We start from the raw sequence: 19,529 nt of genomic DNA, 5'->3' as shown, positions 1-19,529 counted from the left end.
GAATGCCCACTGCCTCCCCCGATCCTCAGGACGTCGTCGGTCGCCACGAGGCGGAGCAGGAGATGCCCGAGCGCATGCGTGCCGACGTGCGCCTGCTCGGCACGCTGCTCGGCCAGGTGCTCCGCGAGAGCGGATCCGCGGGGCTGTTCGACGATGTCGAGCGCCTCCGCACCGCCACGATCCAGGCGTACACCGACGAGACCCCCGCGGCGTTCGCGAGCGCGGCGGCGATCGCCGAGTCGTTCTCGCTGGAGCGGGCCGACGAGGTCGTCCGCGCCTTCACCTGCTACTTCCACCTCGTGAACCTCGCCGAGGAGCGCCAGCGCGTGCGGGTGCTCCGCGAGCGCGACGGGGCCCCCTCGCGCGACCCGCGCGGCAGCCTCGCGGGGGCCTACCGGGCGCTCGCGGGCGAGATCGGCGACGCGCAGGCGAAGGACCGCCTGGACGGTCTCCTCTTCCACCCCGTGTTCACGGCGCACCCGACCGAGGCGCGCCGCCGCGCCGTCTCGACGAGCATCCGCCGCCTCTCGCAGCTCGTCGACGCGCTCGACGACGGCCCGCGCGGCGGCGACGCCGAGCGCCGCACGACGCGCCACCTGCTCGAGGAGATCGACACGCTCTGGCGCACCTCGCCGATCCGCGACGAGAAGCCGCAGCCGCTCGACGAGGTGCGCACGGTCATGGCCGTGTTCGACGACACGCTCTTCACGACGATCCCCGAGGTGTATCGCCGCGTCGACGAGGCGCTCCAGGGCGATGCGTCGGGCAGCGCCGCTCCCGCCGTGAAGCCCTTCGTCCGCATCGGCAGCTGGGTCGGAGGCGACCGCGACGGCAACCCGTTCGTCACCGCGAAGATCTCCCGCAAGGCCGCGGGGATCGCGAGCGAGCACGTCCTGTTCGGCCTCGAGCGCGCCGCGGCGCGCGTCGGCCGAGGGCTCACGCTCGGCGCCGCCTCGACCCCTCCGAGCGCCGACGTCGAGGCTCTCTGGGCGCGCCTGTCGACGGCCGACGAGGAGGCGGCGGCCGAGGTCGCGAAGCGCTCGCCCGGCGAGCTGCACCGCGCCGCCGTCCTCATGCTCGTCCGCAAGATCGAGGCGACGCGCACCCGCAACGCCGATCTCGCCTACCGCGAGCCCGACGAGCTGCTCGCCGATCTCCGCACCGTCCAGCGGTCGCTGGTCGACGCCGGCGCCCCGCGCCAGGCATACGGCGAGCTGCAGGAGCTCATCTGGCAGGTCGAGACCTTCGGGTTCCACCTCGCCGAGCTCGAGGTGCGCCAGCACTCGGCCGTGCACCGCAAGGTGCTCGCCGAGCTCGAGGAGGGCGGCGAGCTGAGCGAGCAGGCCGAGGAGGTGCTCGAGGTGTTCCGCGCGATCGCCTACGTGCAGAAGCGCTTCGGATCCCGCGCCGCGGGCCGCTACATCGTGTCGTTCACGCAGTCGGCCGAGGATCTCGCGAACGTGCGCCGGCTCGCCCGATACGCGGTGGGCGAGGGCGGTACGCTCCCCGTCCTCGACGTCATCCCGCTCTTCGAGACCTTCGATGACCTGCAGGCGGCCCCCGGGATCCTCGCCGAGATCACCGAGCACCCCGAGTTCGCGGCGCGCCTCGCCGAGACCGGGAACAAGCTCGAGGTCATGCTGGGCTACTCCGACTCGTCGAAGGACGTCGGCCCCGTCGCCGCGACCCTGGCCTTGTACGAGGCGCAGTCGCTGATCGCCGACTGGGCGCGCGAGCGCCGCATCGAGCTCACGCTCTTCCACGGCCGCGGCGGCGCGCTCGGCCGCGGCGGCGGGCCGGCCAACAGCGCGATCATCGCGCAGCCGCCGCACTCTGTCGACGGCCGCTTCAAGCTCACGGAGCAGGGCGAGGTCATCTTCGCGCGCTACGGCGACCGCGACATCGCGATGCGCCACGTCGACCAGGTCGGCGCCGCGATCCTCACGGCGTCCGCCCCGTCGAACGAGGAGCGCAACAGCTCGGCCGCCGCGCGCTTCGCCGACGTCGCCTCGTCGATGGAGGAGACCTCCCGCGCCCGCTTCTTCGAGCTCGTGAAGGCCGACGGCTTCGCGCCGTGGTTCGCGCGGGTCACGCCCATGGAGGAGGTCGGCCTCCTGGCGCTCGGATCGCGCCCCGCCCGCCGCGGGCTCTCGGTCGAGTCGCTCGAGGACCTCCGGGCGATCCCGTGGGTCTTCGCCTGGACGCAGGCGCGCATCAACCTCGCCGGCTGGTACGGCCTCGGCACGGCCCTCGCGGCCGTGGGCGACGAGGGTCTCCTGTGCGAGGCGTACACCGAGTGGCCGCTCTTCCGCACCATGATCGACAACGTCGGCATGAGCCTCGCGAAGACCGACGACCGGATCGCCCGCGAGTACCTCGCGCTCGGCGACCGCGACGACCTCGCGGCGCTCGTGCTCGACGAGATGGCGCTGACCCGCGAGTGGGTCGTGCGCATCGTCGGGGGAGATGGCCTGCTCTCGAACAAGCCCGTCCTCCAGCGCGCCGTCAAGCTGCGCAGCCCCTACGTCGACGCCCTCTCGCTCCTGCAGCTGCGCGCCCTCCGCGCGCTCCGCGAGGCTCCCGTCGACACCGAGACGGATCCCGACGTGCAGCGCCTGCTGCTCCTCGCTGTGTCGGGCGTCGCGGCCGGCCTGCAGAACACGGGCTGATCCGGGCCCGATCCCCGAGTGCGAAGCCGCCTCCCGAGTGCACTCGGGAGCTGATGAGGGCCCCCGCCATTCGGCGGGGGCCCTCATCAGCGAGCGGCGCGTCAGTGCGTGTCGACGGCCTCGATCTCGGAGCGGTCGCCCGACCACAGCGTGTGGAAGGTGCCCTCCTTGTCGATGCGCTTGTAGGTGTGCGCACCGAAGAAGTCGCGCTGACCCTGCACGAGGGCGGCGGGCAGGCGCTCGGCGCGCAGACCGTCGTAGTACGCGAGCGACGAGCTGAACGCCGGCGAGGGGATGCCCGCCTGCGTCGCGGCGACGACGACGCGGCGCCACGCGGCCTGGCCGCGGGTCAGCGCCTCGGCGAAGTACGTCGAGGTCGCGAGGACGGGCAGGTCGGCCTGCTCGTCGTACGCGTCGGCGATGCGGTTGAGGAACTGCGCGCGGATGATGCAGCCCGCGCGCCAGATCTTCGACACGGCGCCGAGGTCGATCGTCCAGTCGTACTCGGCGGCGCCGGCGCGGATCTCGTCGAAGCCCTGCGAGTACGCGATGATCTTCGACGCGAAGAGCGCCTGGCGGACGTCCTCGATGAAGGCGTCGGCGTCGGCGACCGAGAACTCCTCGTCGGGGCCGGGGAGCGTCGCGGCGACGGCGCGCTGCTCGGGGTGCGACGAGAGCGAACGGGCGAAGGTCGCCTCGGCGATGCCCGAGACGGGGGTGCCGAGCGAGAGGGCCGTCTGCACGGTCCACGCGCCGGTGCCCTTGGCGCCCGCCTGGTCGAGGATCACGTCGACGAGCGGCTTGCCCGTCTCGGCGTCGTTCTGGCGGAGGACCTCGGCCGTGATCTCGATGAGGTACGACTCGAGCTCGCCCTTGTTCCACTCCTCGAACACGTCGGCGATCTCGGAGGGGGTCTTGCCCGTGCCGCGGCGGATGAGGTCGTAGGCCTCGGCGATGAGCTGCATGTCGGCGTACTCGATGCCGTTGTGCACCATCTTGACGAAGTGGCCGGCGCCGTTGTGGCCGATGTGGGTCACGCAGGGCTCGCCCTCGGCGACCGCCGCGATCGACTTGAGGATCGGGCCGAGGGTCACCCACGACTCGTCCGAGCCGCCGGGCATGATCGAGGGGCCGTTGAGCGCGCCCTCTTCGCCGCCCGAGATGCCGGCGCCGACGAAGTTGATGCCCGTCTCGCGGACGGCCTTCTCGCGGCGGATCGTGTCGGGGAAGTAGGCGTTGCCGCCGTCGACGATGATGTCGCCGGGCTCGAAGACCTTGACGAGCTCGTCGATGACCGCGTCGGTGCCGCGGCCGGCCTTGACCATGATGATCGCGGTGCGGGGCTTCGACAGGCTCGCGGCGAACTCCTCGTACGAGAACGCGGGGATGAACCCGGCCTCGGGGTGCTCGGCGACCAGCAGGTCGGTCTTCTCGCGGCTGCGGTTGTACACGGCCACCGTGTTGCCCTCGCGGCTCGCGAGGTTGCGGGCCAGGTTCGAGCCCATCACGGCGAGGCCGACGACCCCGATGTTTGCAGCGTTCACGCACGTCTCCTTAGAGAGGAATGGGGATTGGTATCCGCCCTCCAGGCTAATCGCTCGGCGCTGTGGCCGAGTTCGGGAGGGCGGGAGGGAATGCGGGTTATTCGCCCTTGGCGCCGCGGCCCATGCTGAACAGGGCGCCCGCGAAGCCGATCGTCGTGACGAGGGTGATGGCGGCGATCACGAGGCCGACGATGTGGGAGGAATCCATGCCTCCCACCCTATCCAATCCATCGGGTACGATGGATCTCGACCTCGGCGAGGGAGCGCGCCTGCGCATCCGTGATCGACGCGGTGATGACGACCTCTGGGTCACGTCACGGTGTGCGCCCGGTCGAGAACCCGCAACCGCTTCCCATTGGAGTCATCATGAGCGACAACGCCACGCTTTCCGTCGATGTGCGCACCGAGTTCGGCAAGGGCTTCGCCCGCCGCCTGCGCGCCGCAGGCAAGATCCCCGCCGTCCTGTACGGCCACGGCACCGAGCCGCGCCACCTCGCCCTCCCCGGCCACGAGGCGGGCCTCATCGTCCGCTCGGCGAACGCTCTCATCGAGCTCGACATCGAGGGCCAGACCGAGCTCGCGCTCGTCAAGGACGTGCAGCGCGACCCGGTGCGCCAGATCATCGAGCACATCGACCTCGTCATCGTCAAGCGCGGCGAGCGCGTGCAGGTGGCCGTCCCCGTCGTCCTCGAGGGCGAGACCTTCTCGGGCACGATTCACACGCAGGCCGCCACGACCATCACGGTCGACGCCTCCGCGACGGCTCTCCCCGAGCACATCGTCGTCTCGATCGCCGGCCTCGAGGACGGCGCGCTCGTCCACGCCGGCGACGTGACGCTGCCCGAGGGCGTCGTCCTCGCCGAGGCCAAGGACATGCTGCTCGTCTCGGTCTCGACGCCTGCCGTCGAGGCGGAGGAGGAGGCCCCGGCCGCCGCCGAGGCCACCGCCGAGTCCGCCGAGTAAGACTCGCGATCCGATGCGAAGGGGTGCGGCCGCGGCCGCACCCCTTCATCGTGCATGAGAGAGAGACCATGGCCGACACCTGGCTGATCCTGGGCCTCGGGAACCCCGGGGCGCAGTACGAGAAGACCCGCCACAACGTGGGGCAGATGGTCGTGGACGAGCTCGCGTCGCGGCGCTCGGCGTCGTGGAAGCAGCACAAGGCGGGCGCGCGCGTCGCCGAGACGTGGCTGCGGCCCGGGGCGGCGAAGCTCGTGATCGCGAAGTCGACAGGCTACATGAACACCTCGGGCGGGCCCGCTGCGGGCCTCGCGAAGTTCTACGGGATCGAGCCCGATCGCGTGATCGTCGTGCACGACGACATCGACCTGCCCTTCGACACCGTGCGCCTCAAGCAGGGCGGCGGGCACGGGGGCCAGAACGGCGTGCGCGACATCATCAAGGCGCTCGGATCCCCCGACTTCCTGCGCGTGCGGGTGGGCGTCGGGCGGCCGCCCGGACGCCAGGACCCCGCCGACTGGGTGCTCAGCACCTTCGGATCCGCCGAGCGAGCGAACCTGCCGATCCTCGTGTCCGACGCGGCCGACGCGGCCGAGCTCATCGTCGAGTCGGGCCTCACGGCGGCGCAGCAGACGGTGCACGCGCCGAGGTAGCGGCGGCTATCCCAGGAACGGGATGATGCCGAGCGCCCCGGCGATGAGCGACTCCTGCGTCCACCAGCCGAGCGGGACCCAGCCGAGGCAGGCGATGGCGATCGCGGCGATCCCGAGCCCGCGGCCCCGACCGAGCGCCGTGGCGACGATGCCCTGCACGAGCGCCCACAGCGCGAGGAGCGCGTGCAGGAGCCAGCCGGCGACGAGGATCGCGAGCGCCCAGCCCGCGCGGCCGAGCGATTCCCACATCTGCGCTTCGGCGTCGTCGACGATGTCGAGGTAGTCGGTCACGCGGAGGATCCGCCCGAGCGAGAAGCCCGCGAACCAGACGACGGCGCCGGCGAGGACCACCGCGGCGACGGCGGCGACGAACGCGACGACGCCGAGTCCGCGGCGGCGCGGGGGAGCCGGGGAGATCGTCGTCACGGTCTCAGGGTAGGGGCCCGGCCGCCCGGCGGAAAACTAGACTGGTCGGGTGACTGTCTCCGGGATCCTGCGCGCCCTCGAAACGTCCGAGTCGTTCGCCGACGCCCTGCCGTCGTCTGCGGTCGACGCCGACTTCTCGCTCGTCGACGGCCTCGACGCCCCGGCGCTCGCGGCGATGCTCGAGCGGCGCCGCGCCGCCGGCCACCCGCCCGTGCTCGTCGCCGTGGCCCCGACGGGCCGCAGGGCGGAGGCGCTCGCGACGTCGCTGCGCTCGATCCTGCCCGCCGCCGACGTGCGCGACTTCCCCGCGTGGGAGACGCTGCCGCACGAGCGGCTGAGCCCGAGCGCCGAGACGATCGGCCGGCGCCTCTCGGCCCTCCGCGCGCTCACGATGTGGGAGGGGCCGGATCCCCTCATCATCACGGCCTCGATCCGCGCCGCGATCCAGCAGATCGCCCCGGGCCTCGGCGACGCCGACCCCGTCGTGCTCGCCGTCGGCGGCCGGGACCTCTGGCTCGAGGAGGTCACGGAGCGGCTCGTCGAGCTCGCCTACCACCGCGTCGACATGGTGTCGCGCCGCGGCGAGTTCGCCGTGCGCGGCGGGATCCTCGACGTCTTCCCCCCGATCGCCGACCACCCGTATCGCGTCGAGTTCTTCGGCGACGAGATCGATCAGATCCGCGCCTTCTCCGTCGCGGACCAGCGCTCCCTCCCGGGCGACGTCGCGAGCGTCGAGCTCATGCCGAGCCGCGAGCTGCTGCTGACGCCGGCTGTGCGCCAGCGCGCCCGCGAGATGCAGGCCGAGTTCCCCGGCATCGGGCAGATGCTCGAGAAGATGGCCGAGGGGATCCCCGCCGAGGGCATGGAGTCGCTCTCGGGCCTCGTCGCGGGGCCGCTCGTGACGCTCGCCGACTATCTGCCCGAGGCGTCCGCGATCGCCGTCGTCGACCCGGAGCGCGCCGTGTCGCGTGCCATCAACCTGGCCGAGACCAACAGCGAGTTCCTCCAGGCGGCGTGGAGCGCCGCGACGGCGGGGGCCGCGGCGCCCGTGACGCTCGAGGACGCGACGGGCTTCCTGACGCTCTCGCGCCTGCACGAGGTCCTGCGCGACCGCGGCGGCGTGTGGTGGACGCTGAGCCCCTTCGACTCGGGCATCGCCGACGCCGAGGCCGAGCTCGCGGAGGCCGCCGACGACTTCGCGCCCGACACGGGCGCCGCGACCCGCATCGCGGGCGACGCGATCCCGTCCTTCTCGGGCAGCGTCGACGGCGCGATCGAGTTCATCGCGGGCCGCGTCGCCGACGGCTGGGCCGTCGTGGTCGCGGCATCGGGCGCGGGCCTCGTCGACCGCGCGCGCGACGTCCTGAGCGACCGCGGCGTCGGCGCGCGCACCCCCGCGTCGCTCGACGAGGCCCCGGGACCGGGCGTCGCGACCATCGTCGCGGCGCAGCTCGAGCGCGGCTTCCAGGCCGAGGAGGCGAAGCTCGCCGTCCTGACCGAGGCCGAGTTCTACGGGCGCACGATCGGCGGCGACACCCGCGTCGTCAAGAAGCTCGCATCGCGGCGCCGCAACGTCGTCGACCCCGTGCAGCTCAAGCCGGGCGATCCCGTCGTCCACGCGACGCACGGCATCGGCCGCTTCGTCGAGATGGCGCAGCGGGAGGTGTCGACGGGCGGCCGCAACGCGCAGAAGTCGACGCGCGACTACGTCGTCCTCGAGTACGCGCCCTCGAAGCGCGGTCAGCCGGGCGACAAGCTCTTCGTCCCCACCGACCAGCTCGATCTGCTGTCCAAGTACGTCGGCGGCGAGAACCCCCAGCTCTCGAAGATGGGCGGATCCGACTGGGCCGCCGCGAAGAGCAAGGCGCGCAAGGCGGTGCGCGACATCGCGGTCGACCTCGTCAAGCTCTACTCGGCGCGCATGGCGTCGAAGGGGCGCGCGTTCGGCCCCGACACGCCCTGGCAGCGCGAGCTCGAGGAGGCGTTCCCGTTCGCCGAGACGCCCGACCAGCTGCAGACGATCGACGAGGTCAAGCGCGACATGGAGCGCGGGATCCCCATGGACCGCCTCCTCTCGGGCGACGTCGGCTTCGGCAAGACCGAGGTCGCCGTCCGCGCGGCGTTCAAGGCGATCCAGGACGGCACGCAGGTCGCGATGCTCGTGCCGACGACCCTCCTCGTGAAGCAGCACATGGAGACCTTCGGCGAGCGCTTCGCCGGCTTCCCCGTGAAGGTGCGGGCGCTCAGCAGGTTCCAGACCGACCGGCAGGCGCGGGAGACGATCGCGGGCCTCGCCGACGGATCCGTCGACATGGTGATCGGGACGCACCGGATCCTGTCGGACGGCGTCGTCTTCAAGAACCTCGGCCTCATGATCATCGACGAGGAGCAGCGCTTCGGCGTCGAGCACAAGGACCAGCTGAAGAAGCTGAAGACGGGCGTCGACATCCTCGCGATGAGCGCGACGCCGATCCCGCGCACGCTCGAGATGGCGGTCACGGGGATCCGCGAGATGTCGACCCTCGCGACGCCGCCCGAAGACCGCCACCCGATCCTGTCGTACGTCGGACCCGCGAACGACAAGCAGATCGGCGCCGCGATCCGCCGCGAGCTCCTGCGCGAGGGGCAGGTGTTCTACGTGCACAACCGCGTCACGAGCATCAACCGCGTCGCGGCCCACATCGCGGAGCTCGTGCCGGACGCGCGCATCGCCGTCGCGCACGGCAAGATGAGCGAGAAGCAGCTCGAGGAGGTCGTCGACGACTTCTGGGAGCGCAAGTTCGACGTCCTCGTGTGCACGACGATCATCGAGACGGGCATCGACATCGCGAACGCGAACACGATCATCATCGACCGCGCCGACAAGTACGGCCTCGCCCAGCTTCACCAGCTCCGCGGGCGTGTCGGCCGCGGGCGCGAGCGCGCCTACGCCTACTTCGTATACGACGAGGGCAAACCGCTCAGCGAGACGGCCGCCGACCGCCTCGAGACGATCGCGGTGCACAACGACCTCGGGTCGGGCATCCAGGTCGCCATGAAGGACCTCGAGCTGCGCGGCGCGGGGAACCTCCTGGGCGCCGAGCAGGCCGGCCACATCGAGGGCGTCGGCTTCGACCTGTACCTGCGCATGATCGGCGAGGCCGTGAGCGAGTTCCGCGGCGAGGCGTCCGACGGGCCCGTCGAGCTGCGGCTCGAGCTGCCCGTCGAGGCGCGGATCCCCGACGACTACATCGACGCCGAGCGGCTGCGCCTCGAGGCGTACCAGAAGCTGTCGGCGGCGGCCACGGCGTCGGCGGCCGACGACGCGATCGACCTCGTCGTCGAGGAGCTCGCCGATCGCTACGGCGAGCTTCCGCCGGCCGCGCGCGGGCTCGTCGACGTCGCGCGGCTACGCCGCCGGGCCGCGCAGTCGGACCTCGCCGACGTCGTCGCGATGGGCAGGAACCTGCGCGTCGCCCCCGCCTCGCTCCCTGATTCGATGAAGGTCCGCCTGCAGCGGCTCTACCCGGGCGCGAAGGTCATCGGCGGCGCCGACGCGCTCGTCGTGCCGATGCCGCAGGCCGGGGGAGAGCCCCTCGGCGACGCCGAGCTGCTCGCCTGGGTGCGCCAGCTGCTCGACGCGATCTTCCCGCTGCCGAAGAAGGCCGAGGCGGAGAGTGGGGCGGCGACCGCGTAGGGTGGGGTCCTGGTGTGCCGGGAAGTCTGGTCGGCGAAGTCATGAACCGTACCCCGAAGGATCCGCATGAACCTCCTGCGCTCTGAACGCTTCCCCGCCTTCCTCCTGCTCGGCGCCGCCCTCGTCGGCCTCGTCGTCGCGAACATCCCCGCTGTCGGCGCGGCCGTCATCGCGTGGAGCGAGACGAAGATCGGCCCCGCGGCCATCGGCCTCGACCTCGACATCGCCCACTGGGTGCAGGACCTGCTGCTCGCGGTGTTCTTCTTCGGGGTCGCTGTCGAGCTGCAGTTCGAGATGACGCGCGGCCAGCTCAACAGCGTGTCGAAGGCGATCCGCCCCGCCATCGCGGCCGCGGGCGGCGTCATCACCCCGATCATCGTGTACCTCCTCATCGCGGGGCACGGCGACACGGCGCAGGGGTGGCCGATCCCGACCGCGACCGACATCGCCTTCGCCCTCGGCGTGCTCGCGATGTTCGGCAAGGGGCTGCCGACGAAGACGCGCGTCTTCCTGCTCGCGCTCGCGATCATCGACGACATCGTCGGGATCGTGTTCATCGCGGTGCTCTTCACGACCGACATCGACTTCCTGAGCCTCTTGGTCGGCCTCGTCCTCATCGCCGCGTTCGCGGTGCTGAGCCGCATGCGCACCCGCTCGACGCAGGCGTTCGTCGTGCCGCTCATGGTCCTCGTCGCGCTCGCCGCGTGGGTGTTCGTCTTCCGCTCGGGGATCCACGCGACGCTCGCGGGCGTCGCGCTGGGCCTCGTCGTCCGCCAGCACGAGGGCATGCGGGCGCGCCACGCGCTCGAGCCGTGGATCAACGGGGCGATCCTTCCGATCTTCGCGTTCTTCTCGGCCCTCGTGGCGATCCCCGCCGTCTCGCTGGGCGAGCTGTCGCCGGCGCTCTTCGGCATCGTCGTCGCGCTGCCCGTCGGCAAGATGATCGGCATCACGCTGTTCGGCTGGCTGTCGATGTTCATCGGGAGGAAGAAGGGCGAGAAGCCCGAGCTGCCGATCGGCGACATCCTCCCGGCGGCGGCGCTGGGCGGGATCGGGTTCACGGTCTCGCTGCTGCTATCGCGCCTCGCGTTCGCGGATCACGCTGTGTCGGACGAGGCCGTCCTCGGCGTGCTCATCGGATCGCTCATCTCGCTCGTCGCGTCGAGCGTCCTCCTGTCGCTGCGCGCGCGCCACCATCGCCGCCACCCGCAGCAGGGCGTCGAGAGGATCGGCGTGTCGTGACGGGCCACGAGGAGCTCGGCCGCGCCGCCGACGTCATGCGCCGGGTGCACGACACCTGCGTCTGGTCGCGCGCCATGACCCACGAGGCGCTCGTCCCCTATCTCGTCGAGGAGTCGGCCGAGGTCGTCGACGCCGTCGAGCAGAGCGATCGGGCGGGGCTCCGCGAGGAGCTCGGCGACCTGCTGTGGCAGGTGCTCTTCCACGCCGAGATCGCGGCGTCGGATCCCGAGGATCCGTTCACGCTCGAGGACGTCGCGCACGACCTCGCCGAGAAGATGACCAGGCGGCACCCGCACGTCTTCGCCGGAGAGACGGCCGAGACGCCCGAGCGCGTGCTCGAGCTGTGGAACGCCGCGAAGGCCGAGGAGAAGCGGGAGCGCACGTCGGTCCTCGACGGCATTGCCGGATCCATGGCGTCGCTCGCCCTCGCGCAGAAGATGCTCGGGAAGGGCGAAGCGGTCGGCGCGGGCGAGGACGTCGCGGTCGCGGCGCACGACGCGGCCCTCGTCGGGGCGGCGCCCGAGAGCGAGGAGGAGCTCGGCGATCTGCTGCTCACGCTCGTCGCGTCGGCGCGGCAGAACGGCTGGGACGCCGAGCGCGCCCTCCGCGGGCGGCTCCGCGGCCTCGCGGGCGAGATCCGGGCGTCCGAGCAGCGCTGAGACTCTGACGATCGCGCGAGACTCCGGCGGATCCGCGGAAACAGCCGGAGTCTCGGCGCATGGTCAGGGCGTCGGAACGCGCAGCGGCGCGGCGAAGAACGCGCGCTCGTGCTCGGCCGAGAGCGCGAAGGCCCCCGCCATCGCGGCGCGCTCGGCGGGCGCGGCTCGAGCCGCGAGCCGCTCGACGACCGCCGTCGCGCGGCGGGTCGACGCCGCGAAGGCTTCGTCGCCGTACGACGAGAGCCAGCCGGCGTACGGGTGCCCCTCGTGGTTCGCGCCCGCGAGCCCCGCGCCGACGTCCTGGTAGATCCAGAAACACGGCAGAAGCGCCGCCGCGAGGACCGCGTACCCCGCGGATCCCGCGAGGTGGTCGAGGTAGGCGGCGGTCACGGGCGACGGGGTCTCGGCCCTCTCCGTCCAACGCAGGTGCAGCCCCTCCGCCTCCGCTTCGGCCCCCGCGGCGCTCTGCCGCCAGAACTCGGCCTCGCTCGGCTCGTCGGCGAGCTCGGAGGCTCGCAGTAGCAGCTCGCCATAGCCCTCGAGATAGACGGCGTCCTGCGCGAGGTACCAGCGGAAGGCCTCGCGGTCGAGCGTTCCGTCGCCCAGCGCGCGCACGAACGGCAGGCGCTCGATCTCCGCCCGGACGGGCCCGATCGCGCGCCACCACTCCGAGGTGATGGGCCCCGCGCCGCGCATCGCCTCGGCGACCTCGACCGCGTGGTGCACGGGGCCGTGCCCCCGCCCGACGCGCAGGGCCTCGCCCGCCGCGATCGCGCTGTGCAGCCAGTCGTGGGCGCGGCCCGCGGCGAGGACCCAGTCGCCGTCGCGGGCGGCGAGCGCCGCGAGCGCCGACGACAGCGAGCAGCCCGTCCCGTGCGTCGACGAGGTCGCGATGCGCGGGCTCGAGAAGCGGCGGCGCGCGCCGGACGGATCCACGATCGCGTCGGTCGCGTCCTGCCCGCCGAGATGGCCGCCCTTCGCGAGCACCCGCGTCCCCGTCGCCGCAGCGAGGGCGCGCGCCTGGCGCTCGAGGCCGTCGACCGAGGTCGCGACGGGCTCGCCTGCGAGGACGGCGAGCTCGGGCGCGTTGGGCGTGACGACGTCGGCGAGGGGGACGAGGTCGCGGAGCGCCTGCTCGGCGTCCCGCGCGAGGAGACGGTCGCCCGACGTCGCGATCATCACGGGGTCGAGGACGACGCGGGGCGGCCGGACCCGCTCGAGCCAGGCGCGCACCGTCGCGATCGTCGCGGCGTCGCCGAGCATGCCGATCTTGACCGCGTCGATCGCGACGTCGTCGCTCACGGCGTCGAGCTGCTCGGCGAGGAAGGCCTGCGGCGGCGTATGAACCGACAGGACCCCGCGCGTGTTCTGCGCCACGAGCGCCGTGACGACCGCCATCCCGTAGCCGCCGTGTGCCGCGATCGACTTGAGGTCGGCCTGGATCCCGGCTCCGCCCGTCGGGTCGGTCCCGGCGATGCTCAGCACCCGGGGGATCACGCGTCGACCCCCGAGAACGCGGCGCGGAGCGCGGCGGCGGCCGCCCGCGGATCCGGGGCGGCGCAGATCGCCGAGACGACCGCGATCCCCGCCGCCCCCGCCTCGCGGAGCGGCCGGGCGTCGGCCTCCCCGATCCCGCCGATCGCGACGGCGGGCAGGGCCGACGCCGCGGCCAGGGCCCGGAACCCGTCGACGCCGATCGAGGCGGGGGCGTCGCGCTTGGTCGCCGTGGGGCGCACGGCCCCGATGCCCGCGTAGTCGGCGCCGTCGCGGGCCGCGCGGGCGAGCTGCCCCGGCGTCGACGCGCTCACCCCGACGACGGGATCCGCGATGCCCGCCGAGGCGAGCATCGCCCGCGCGGCCGGCGCAGGCAGGTCCGACTGGCCGACGTGCGCCCCGGCGACCCGCGCCCCCGCGAGGTGCGCCGCGACCGCGACGTCGACGCGGTCGTCGACGATCAGGGCCACGCGGGGGAACGGCTCGAGGGCCGCCGCGGCGGCGAGGACGGCGGCGAGGGCGTCCCGCGCGGGAGCGTCCTTCTCCCGCACCTGGACGGCGGTCGCCCCTCCCGCAGCCGCCGCGGCGACGACGTCGGCGACGGAGCGGCCCGCCGATGCGGCGTGCCCGGCGTCGGTCACGAGGTAGAGCGAGAGGTCGATCACGCGGCCACCCCCTCGCGGGCGATGGCCACGGCGAGGCGCGAGCCGTCGACGGCCGCGAGCTCGTCGAGGAATCTCGGCTGGAAGCTCCCGGGCCCGGCGGGTCCCTCCGCCGCCCGCTCGGCGGCGATCGTGTAGGCGGCGACGGCCGACGACGCTGCGAGGAGCGGATCCTCGGGCGCGGCGCCCGCGAAGGCGGCGACGACGGCGCCGAGCGCGCACCCGCCGCCCGTGATGCGGGTGAGCAGGGGAGTGCCGTGCGGGATCCGCGCGACGCGCTCCCCGTCGGTGATCGCGTCCACGGGTCCCGAGACGGCGACGACCGCGCCCGTGCGGCGCGCGAGCTCGGCGGCGGCGGGGAGCACCTCGTCGACGCCCCGGTCGGCGTCGGTCCCGCGCCCGCCGGATCCCGCCCCGGCCAGCACGGCGATCTCGGACGCGTTCCCGCGGATCACGGCGGGGCCGCGCGTCGCGAGGTCGAGGGCGAGGGCCGTTCGGACGGGCAGCAGCGCCCCCGCGGCGACGGGGTCGAGGACCCACGGGGTTCCCGCGTCCCGAGCGGCGTCGACGGCCTCGCGGGCGGCGGCGCGCTGCTCGGGGGTCGCGGTCCCGAGGTTGACGAGGAGCGACGACGCGGCGCGGGCGAAGCCGCCCGACTCCTCGGCGACGTCGACCATCGCGGGCGAGGCGCCGATCGCGAGGAGCGCGTTGGTGGTGACGTTCTGCACGACCGTGTTCGTGACGCACTGGACGAGAGGCGCCGTGCGGCGCACCCTCTCGAGCAGGCGATCGACGTCGTCGGCGTGCACGGACAGCTGTCTCATGGGACATCCCTTCGCTCGTACTAGCGAGATCAGGTTCGACGGGTGTGATCTCAGCCCCGGCGGGGCACCCCGTGTCGAGGAGCGAATCTAGCGCATCCGCGTCGGCGGGGATGGGAGGATGGGGGTGCTATGGCTACCGTGAACCCGCCGCGCGGCATGCGCGACTTCCTCCCCGCTGACAAGGCCCGACGCGAGCGCGTGCTCGCCGTGATCCGCGAGCGCTACCGCGCCCATGGCTTCGACGAGATCGAGACGCCCGTCATGGAGGAGCACGCCCGGCTGCACGCGGGCGTCGGCGGCGACAACGAGAAGCTCGCGTTCAACATCCTGAAGCGCGGCCTCGATGCCGACGCGATCCGCGCGGCGGCCGACGACCAGGCTGAGCTGAGCGACCTCGGGCTGCGGTACGACCTCACGGTCCCGCTCTCGCGCTTCTACGCGTCGCACCGCGGCGAGCTCCCGACGGTCTTCCGGTCGATCCAGATCGCCCCCGTGTGGCGCGCCGAGCGCCCGCAGAAGGGCCGGTACCGCCAGTTCGTCCAGGCCGACATCGACATCATGGGCGACGCGACGAGCCGTGCCGAGGCCGAGCTCATCACCGCGACGCTCGACGTCATGGACGCCCTGGGCCTCGCGGGCGCGAGCGTGCGGATCAACGACCGCCGCGCGCTCGACGCGATGCTCGACGTCTTCGGCTTCCCCGAGTCCGAGCGCCCGGGCGTCCTCATCACGATCGACAAGCTCGACAAGATCGGCCCCTCGGGCGTCGCCGCCGAGCTGCGCGAGCGCGGATCCGACGAGGCGGCCGTCGCCGCGTTCGAGCGCTTCCTCGGATCCCTCCCCGCGGGCGGAGGCGACTTCGGCGACGAGCGGATCCGCGCGATGCTACCCGCGGGCGTCCCCGACGAGATCGTCGCGCACCTCGTCGGCATCGGCGAGGCCGTGTCGGCCGCACGCGGCACGGCGCCCCTCGAGTTCGACCCCTTCCTCGTGCGGGGCATGGGGTACTACACCGGCACGATCTTCGAGATCGCGCACCCCGACGTCTCGTACTCCCTCGGGGGTGGCGGGCGCTACGACGGCATGATCGGCCGTTTCCTCGGCCAGGACGTCCCGGCCGTCGGGTTCTCGATCGGATTCGAGCGCATCGTCGACCTCGTCGCCATCGGCGAGGGGGACGCGGGGGAGGCCGTCGTCCTCGTCCACGACAGGGACGTCCCGCTGACCGAGCTCCTCGGCCACAAGGCGCGTCTCGTCGCCGCGGGCGCGCGCGTCCGCCTCGAGCAGCGCACGAAGAACCTCAAGGGGCTGCTCGCGCGTGCCGAGGCCGACGGCTACACGGGCTTCGCGACTGTCGCGGCCGGCCAGCAGGACGCCGAGGTCAAGCCGCTCGGCTGATCACTCCTCGACGGCCGCGCGGCGCTCGGCGACGAGCCGGGCGCCGCGATACGCGGCCCCGAGGGCCACGACGGCGAGGCCGCCCGCGACGCTCTGCCACGGCAGGGCGAACGCGAGGACGGCGCACAGCGCGGCGCCCGAGACCTGCAGCCAGCGCGGGTAGCGGCGCACGGCGGATCCCTGCCGGAACGCCGCGACGTTCGCGACGAAGTAGTAGAGCAGGACCCCGAAGGACGAGAAGCCGATGGCTCCGCGCACGTCGGCGACCGCGACGATCGCGATGACGACGATCGCGACGGCGATCTCGGCGCGGTACGGCACGCGCGTGCGCGCCGACAGGGCGCCGAGGAATCGCGGCAGGTCGTCCTCGCGCGCCATCGCGACGGTCGTGCGTCCGATGCCGGTCAGGAGGGCGAGCATCGCGCCGAGCGATGCGAGCGCGGCGCCCGCGCGAACGATCGGCTGACCCCACGACCAGCCGGCGGCCCCCACGACGTCGGCCAGGGGAGCGGCCGACGCGACGGCGCCCGCGGGCCCGAGCACCCAGAGCACGACGACCGCGAGGAGCGCGTAGACCGCGACCGCGGCGGCGAGCGCGATCCCGACCGCGCGGGGGATCGTGCGCGCGGGATCCCGGACCTCCTCGCCCATCGTCGCGATGCGCGCGTATCCGGCGAAGGCGAAGAAGAGGATCCCGGCCCCCTGGAGCACCCCGTAGGGGCCCGCCGCGACGAACGGCGGGGGAGCGGCGGCCGCGCCGGCGACGGCGCCCGCCGCGACGACGAACACCAGGACGGCGCCGACGAGGGCGACGATGACGGCGGTCGCGAGCGCCGTGCGCGTGACGCCCAGGAGGTTCACCGCCGTCACGACGACGACCGCGGCGATCGCGGCGGGCCGCTCGGCTCCCGGGGCCGCGTACGCCGCGAAGGTCATGGCCATCGCCGCCGCGTTCGCCGTCTTCCCGATCACGAAGCACCAGCCCGCGAGGTATCCCCACCATGCGCCGAGCTCGGCGCGGCCGTACGCATAGGTGCCGCCCGCGACGGGGTGCACGGCCGCCAGCTGCGCCGACGACGCGGCGTTGCAGAACGCCGTGAACGCCGCGAGCGCCAGCGCCGCGATCAACAGCGAACCCGCGGATCCCGCCGCTGGGGCGAAGGCCGAGAACACCCCCGCGCCGACCATCGAGCCCAGGCCGATCGCGACCGCGCCGCCGAGGCCGAGTCGCCTCGCGAAGCGCGGGGTGCTGTGCATGTGGCGAGTCTATGGATCCGCGCCACGGGGCACCCGCGCGCCGAGCGGCCCGCCGCAAGTGTTCACCAGACGTTCCGCCGCGCGGGTCCGGGCCGCGGCGCGGCGCCCCGCGGGGCTCCCGCCTAGACTGGATCCGCAAACCTCTTCCGCCATCAGCAAGGAGTCATCCGTGGCACAGATCGAGGCAGTAGGCGCTCGCGAGATCCTGGACTCGCGCGGCAACCCGACCGTCGAAGTCGAGGTCCTCCTCGACGACGGCATCGTGCAGCGCGCGGCCGTCCCATCCGGCGCATCGACTGGAGCGTTCGAGGCGTACGAGCTGCGCGACGGCGACAAGGCCCGCTACGGCGGCAAGGGCGTCCTCAAGGCCGTCGACGGCGTCATCGACGAGCTCGGCCCGGCCATCGAGGGTCTCGAGGCCACCGACCAGCGCGCGGTCGACGCGACGCTGATCGACGTCGACGGCACCGAGAACAAGTCGCGCATCGGCGCGAACGCGATCCTCGGCGTGAGCCTCGCGGTCGCGAGGGCCGCCGCCGACAGCGCCGACCTCCCGCTCTACCGCTACGTCGGCGGCGCGAACGCCCACGTGCTCCCCGTCCCCGCGCTCAACGTCATCAACGGCGGCGAGCACGCCGACAACGGCATCGACATGCAGGAGTTCTTCCTCGTGCCGCACGGTGCCGAGACGTTCGCCGAGTCGCTCCGCTGGGGCGCCGAGACCTACCACGTGCTCAAGAAGGAGCTGCTCTCGGGCGGCTTCGCGACGGGCCTCGGCGACGAGGGCGGCTTCGCCCCCGACCTGCCCAGCAACCGCGAGGCGCTCGACTTCCTCCTCCAGGCGATCGAGAAGGCCGGCTTCACCCCGGGCAAGGACATCGCGGTGGGCCTCGACGTCGCCTCGACCGAGTTCTTCCAGGACGGCGTCTACCGCTTCGAGGGCAAGGACTGGACGAGCGCCGAGCTCACGGGCTACTACGAGGAGCTCCTCGCGAACTACCCGCTCGTCACGATCGAGGACGCGCTCGCCGAGGACGACTGGGAGGGCTGGGCGGCCCTGACCGAGCGCATCGGCGACAAGGTGCAGCTCGTCGGCGACGACCTGTTCGTCACGAACCCCGAGCGCCTGAAGAAGGGCATCGAGCTCGGCGTCGCCAACTCGCTGCTCGTCAAGGTCAACCAGATCGGCACGCTCACCGAGACCCTCGACGCGGTCTCGATGGCGCACAACGCCCGCTACACCGCGATGATGTCGCACCGCTCGGGCGAGACCGAGGACACGACGATCGCCGACCTCGCGGTCGCGCTCAACGTGGGCCAGATCAAGTCGGGCGCGCCTGCTCGCTCCGACCGCGTGGCGAAATACAATCAGCTTCTGCGCATCGAGGAGGAGCTGGGCGACGCGGCGACGTTCGCGGGCCGCAGCGCCTACCCCCGCTTCCAGGGCTGAGCGCACACGACGCTGAACGAGAGGGAGTCGCCCATGACGAACAAGGCGGCTCCCTCTCGGCGTACCCGGGCGGGTGCGCGCGTCGACGTGCGCGGCTGGCTCGGGGGGATCCGGCTCTCGGGCTTCGCCGTCATCATGCTGGGGCTCGTCGTCCTGGGCGCGTTCATCCTCGTGCCGTCGGTGTCGGGGTACATCGACATGCGCCAGCAGATCGCGGCGGCCCAGGCCGGCGTCGAGGTCACGAAGGACGACATCGCCGAGCTGCAGCGCGAGCAGGATCGCTGGCACGACCCGGCGTACATCATGAGCGAGGCGCGCTCGCGGCTGTACTTCACGAAGCCGGGGGAGACCGTCTACCTCGTCGAGGACGATCTCCCGGACGACGAGGCGGCCGAGACGCCCGCCCCCGTGAGCGACGAGGCGACCGAGGAGAAGAGCGACTGGATGGGCACGATGCTGCGCTCCGTCGTCGAGTCGGGCCTCGCCGAGCAGGCGACGGGCGACACGGGCGACGACAGCGTGTTCCAGCCGACGCCCGAGGCGACCGAGACGCCCGCGGGCTGAGGTCACGGATCCCTCTCGATCCCCCGCGACGTGGGGCGAAACCCCAGGCGT

Annotated in this window: 15 protein-coding genes and 1 riboswitch; of the genes, 9 read left to right on the top strand and 6 right to left on the bottom strand. The window is 72.9% G+C overall.

The genetic code is table 11. The annotated features are described in order from the left end of the window. The first annotated feature begins 2 nt into the window (after nt 1-2). Nucleotides 3-2,669, top strand: a complete 2,667-nt coding sequence (locus H576_RS0100205; RefSeq protein ID WP_029149242.1) for a phosphoenolpyruvate carboxylase — start codon at nt 3-5, stop codon at nt 2,667-2,669. Nucleotides 2,670-2,770: 101 nt separating this feature from the next. Here H576_RS0100205 and gndA read toward each other — a convergent pair whose 3' ends face one another. Next, on the bottom strand, nt 2,771-4,213 hold the full coding sequence (gndA, locus tag H576_RS0100200) for an NADP-dependent phosphogluconate dehydrogenase (protein ID WP_029149241.1): 1,443 nt from the start codon (nt 4,211-4,213) through the stop codon (nt 2,771-2,773). Between the two features lie 366 nt (nt 4,214-4,579). On the opposite strand from gndA, the gene H576_RS0100190 reads away from it, so the two are divergent. After that, entirely contained in the window at nt 4,580-5,176 is a 597-nt protein-coding gene (locus H576_RS0100190; RefSeq protein WP_029149240.1) for a 50S ribosomal protein L25/general stress protein Ctc, read from the top strand. A 68-nt stretch (nt 5,177-5,244) separates the two neighbouring features. Next, nucleotides 5,245-5,826 (top strand): aminoacyl-tRNA hydrolase, encoded by a 582-nt coding sequence (pth, locus tag H576_RS0100185; RefSeq protein ID WP_029149239.1) that lies wholly within the window; start codon nt 5,245-5,247, stop codon nt 5,824-5,826. 6 nt (nt 5,827-5,832) lie between these two features. On the opposite strand, the gene H576_RS13675 is transcribed toward pth, so the two are convergent. Beyond that, nucleotides 5,833-6,252: a hypothetical protein gene (locus tag H576_RS13675; protein WP_051171930.1), complete on the bottom strand. Its 420-nt coding sequence runs from the start codon at nt 6,250-6,252 to the stop codon at nt 5,833-5,835. Nucleotides 6,253-6,301: 49 nt separating this feature from the next. Between H576_RS13675 and mfd the strand changes: the two genes are divergently transcribed. The 3 genes from mfd to H576_RS0100165 all read left to right on the top strand — a co-directional run bounded on the left by mfd (nt 6,302) and on the right by H576_RS0100165 (nt 11,829). Next, complete coding sequence (mfd, locus tag H576_RS0100175; RefSeq protein ID WP_029149238.1) at nt 6,302-9,928, top strand: transcription-repair coupling factor; 3,627 nt, start codon at nt 6,302-6,304, stop codon at nt 9,926-9,928. A 66-nt stretch (nt 9,929-9,994) separates the two neighbouring features. Further along, nucleotides 9,995-11,170 (top strand): Na+/H+ antiporter NhaA, encoded by a 1,176-nt coding sequence (locus H576_RS0100170; protein WP_029149237.1) that lies wholly within the window; start codon nt 9,995-9,997, stop codon nt 11,168-11,170. A gap of 35 nt (nt 11,171-11,205) precedes the next feature. Then, complete coding sequence (locus tag H576_RS0100165) at nt 11,206-11,829, top strand: nucleoside triphosphate pyrophosphohydrolase (protein ID WP_051172064.1); 624 nt, start codon at nt 11,206-11,208, stop codon at nt 11,827-11,829. A 63-nt stretch (nt 11,830-11,892) separates the two neighbouring features. Here H576_RS0100165 and thiD read toward each other — a convergent pair whose 3' ends face one another. The 3 genes from thiD to thiM form a co-directional block, all read right to left on the bottom strand. Continuing rightward, on the bottom strand, nt 11,893-13,326 hold the full coding sequence (gene thiD / locus H576_RS16845) for a bifunctional hydroxymethylpyrimidine kinase/phosphomethylpyrimidine kinase (RefSeq protein WP_036318524.1): 1,434 nt from the start codon (nt 13,324-13,326) through the stop codon (nt 11,893-11,895). After that, entirely contained in the window at nt 13,323-13,988 is a 666-nt protein-coding gene (gene thiE / locus H576_RS17050) for a thiamine phosphate synthase (RefSeq protein WP_029149235.1), read from the bottom strand. Before thiE ends, thiD begins: the two co-directional genes overlap by 4 nt. Beyond that, nucleotides 13,985-14,809 carry a hydroxyethylthiazole kinase gene (gene thiM / locus H576_RS16835; protein ID WP_051171929.1) on the bottom strand — a complete coding sequence of 275 codons (825 nt, stop codon included), beginning with the start codon at nt 14,807-14,809 and terminating at the stop codon, nt 13,985-13,987. Before thiM ends, thiE begins: the two co-directional genes overlap by 4 nt. Next, nucleotides 14,799-14,891, bottom strand: a riboswitch (TPP riboswitch). Its footprint overlaps the gene before it by 11 nt. Before the next feature lie 47 nt (nt 14,892-14,938). On the opposite strand from thiM, the gene hisS reads away from it, so the two are divergent. Continuing rightward, the gene (hisS, locus tag H576_RS0100145) at nt 14,939-16,207 is read left to right on the top strand and encodes a histidine--tRNA ligase (RefSeq protein WP_029149233.1); all 1,269 of its coding nucleotides are present in this window, start codon (nt 14,939-14,941) and stop codon (nt 16,205-16,207) included. Here hisS and H576_RS0100140 read toward each other — a convergent pair whose 3' ends face one another. Beyond that, the gene (locus H576_RS0100140; RefSeq protein ID WP_029149232.1) at nt 16,208-17,464 is read right to left on the bottom strand and encodes an APC family permease; all 1,257 of its coding nucleotides are present in this window, start codon (nt 17,462-17,464) and stop codon (nt 16,208-16,210) included. A 169-nt stretch (nt 17,465-17,633) separates the two neighbouring features. Here H576_RS0100140 and eno point away from each other — a divergent pair, with 169 nt between their 5' ends. Both eno and H576_RS0100130 read left to right on the top strand, forming a co-directional pair. Continuing rightward, nucleotides 17,634-18,914 carry a phosphopyruvate hydratase gene (eno, locus tag H576_RS0100135; RefSeq protein ID WP_029149231.1) on the top strand — a complete coding sequence of 427 codons (1,281 nt, stop codon included), beginning with the start codon at nt 17,634-17,636 and terminating at the stop codon, nt 18,912-18,914. A gap of 33 nt (nt 18,915-18,947) precedes the next feature. Continuing rightward, nucleotides 18,948-19,478, top strand: coding sequence for an FtsB family cell division protein (locus H576_RS0100130; protein WP_051171927.1), 531 nt, complete (start codon nt 18,948-18,950; stop codon nt 19,476-19,478). Nucleotides 19,479-19,529: the final 51 nt, after the last annotated feature.

The sequence above is a fragment of the Microbacterium indicum DSM 19969 genome (assembly GCF_000422385.1).
In the GTDB taxonomy this organism is placed as follows: domain Bacteria; phylum Actinomycetota; class Actinomycetes; order Actinomycetales; family Microbacteriaceae; genus Microbacterium; species Microbacterium indicum.
This window is presented reverse-complemented; position numbering and strand designations above follow the sequence as displayed.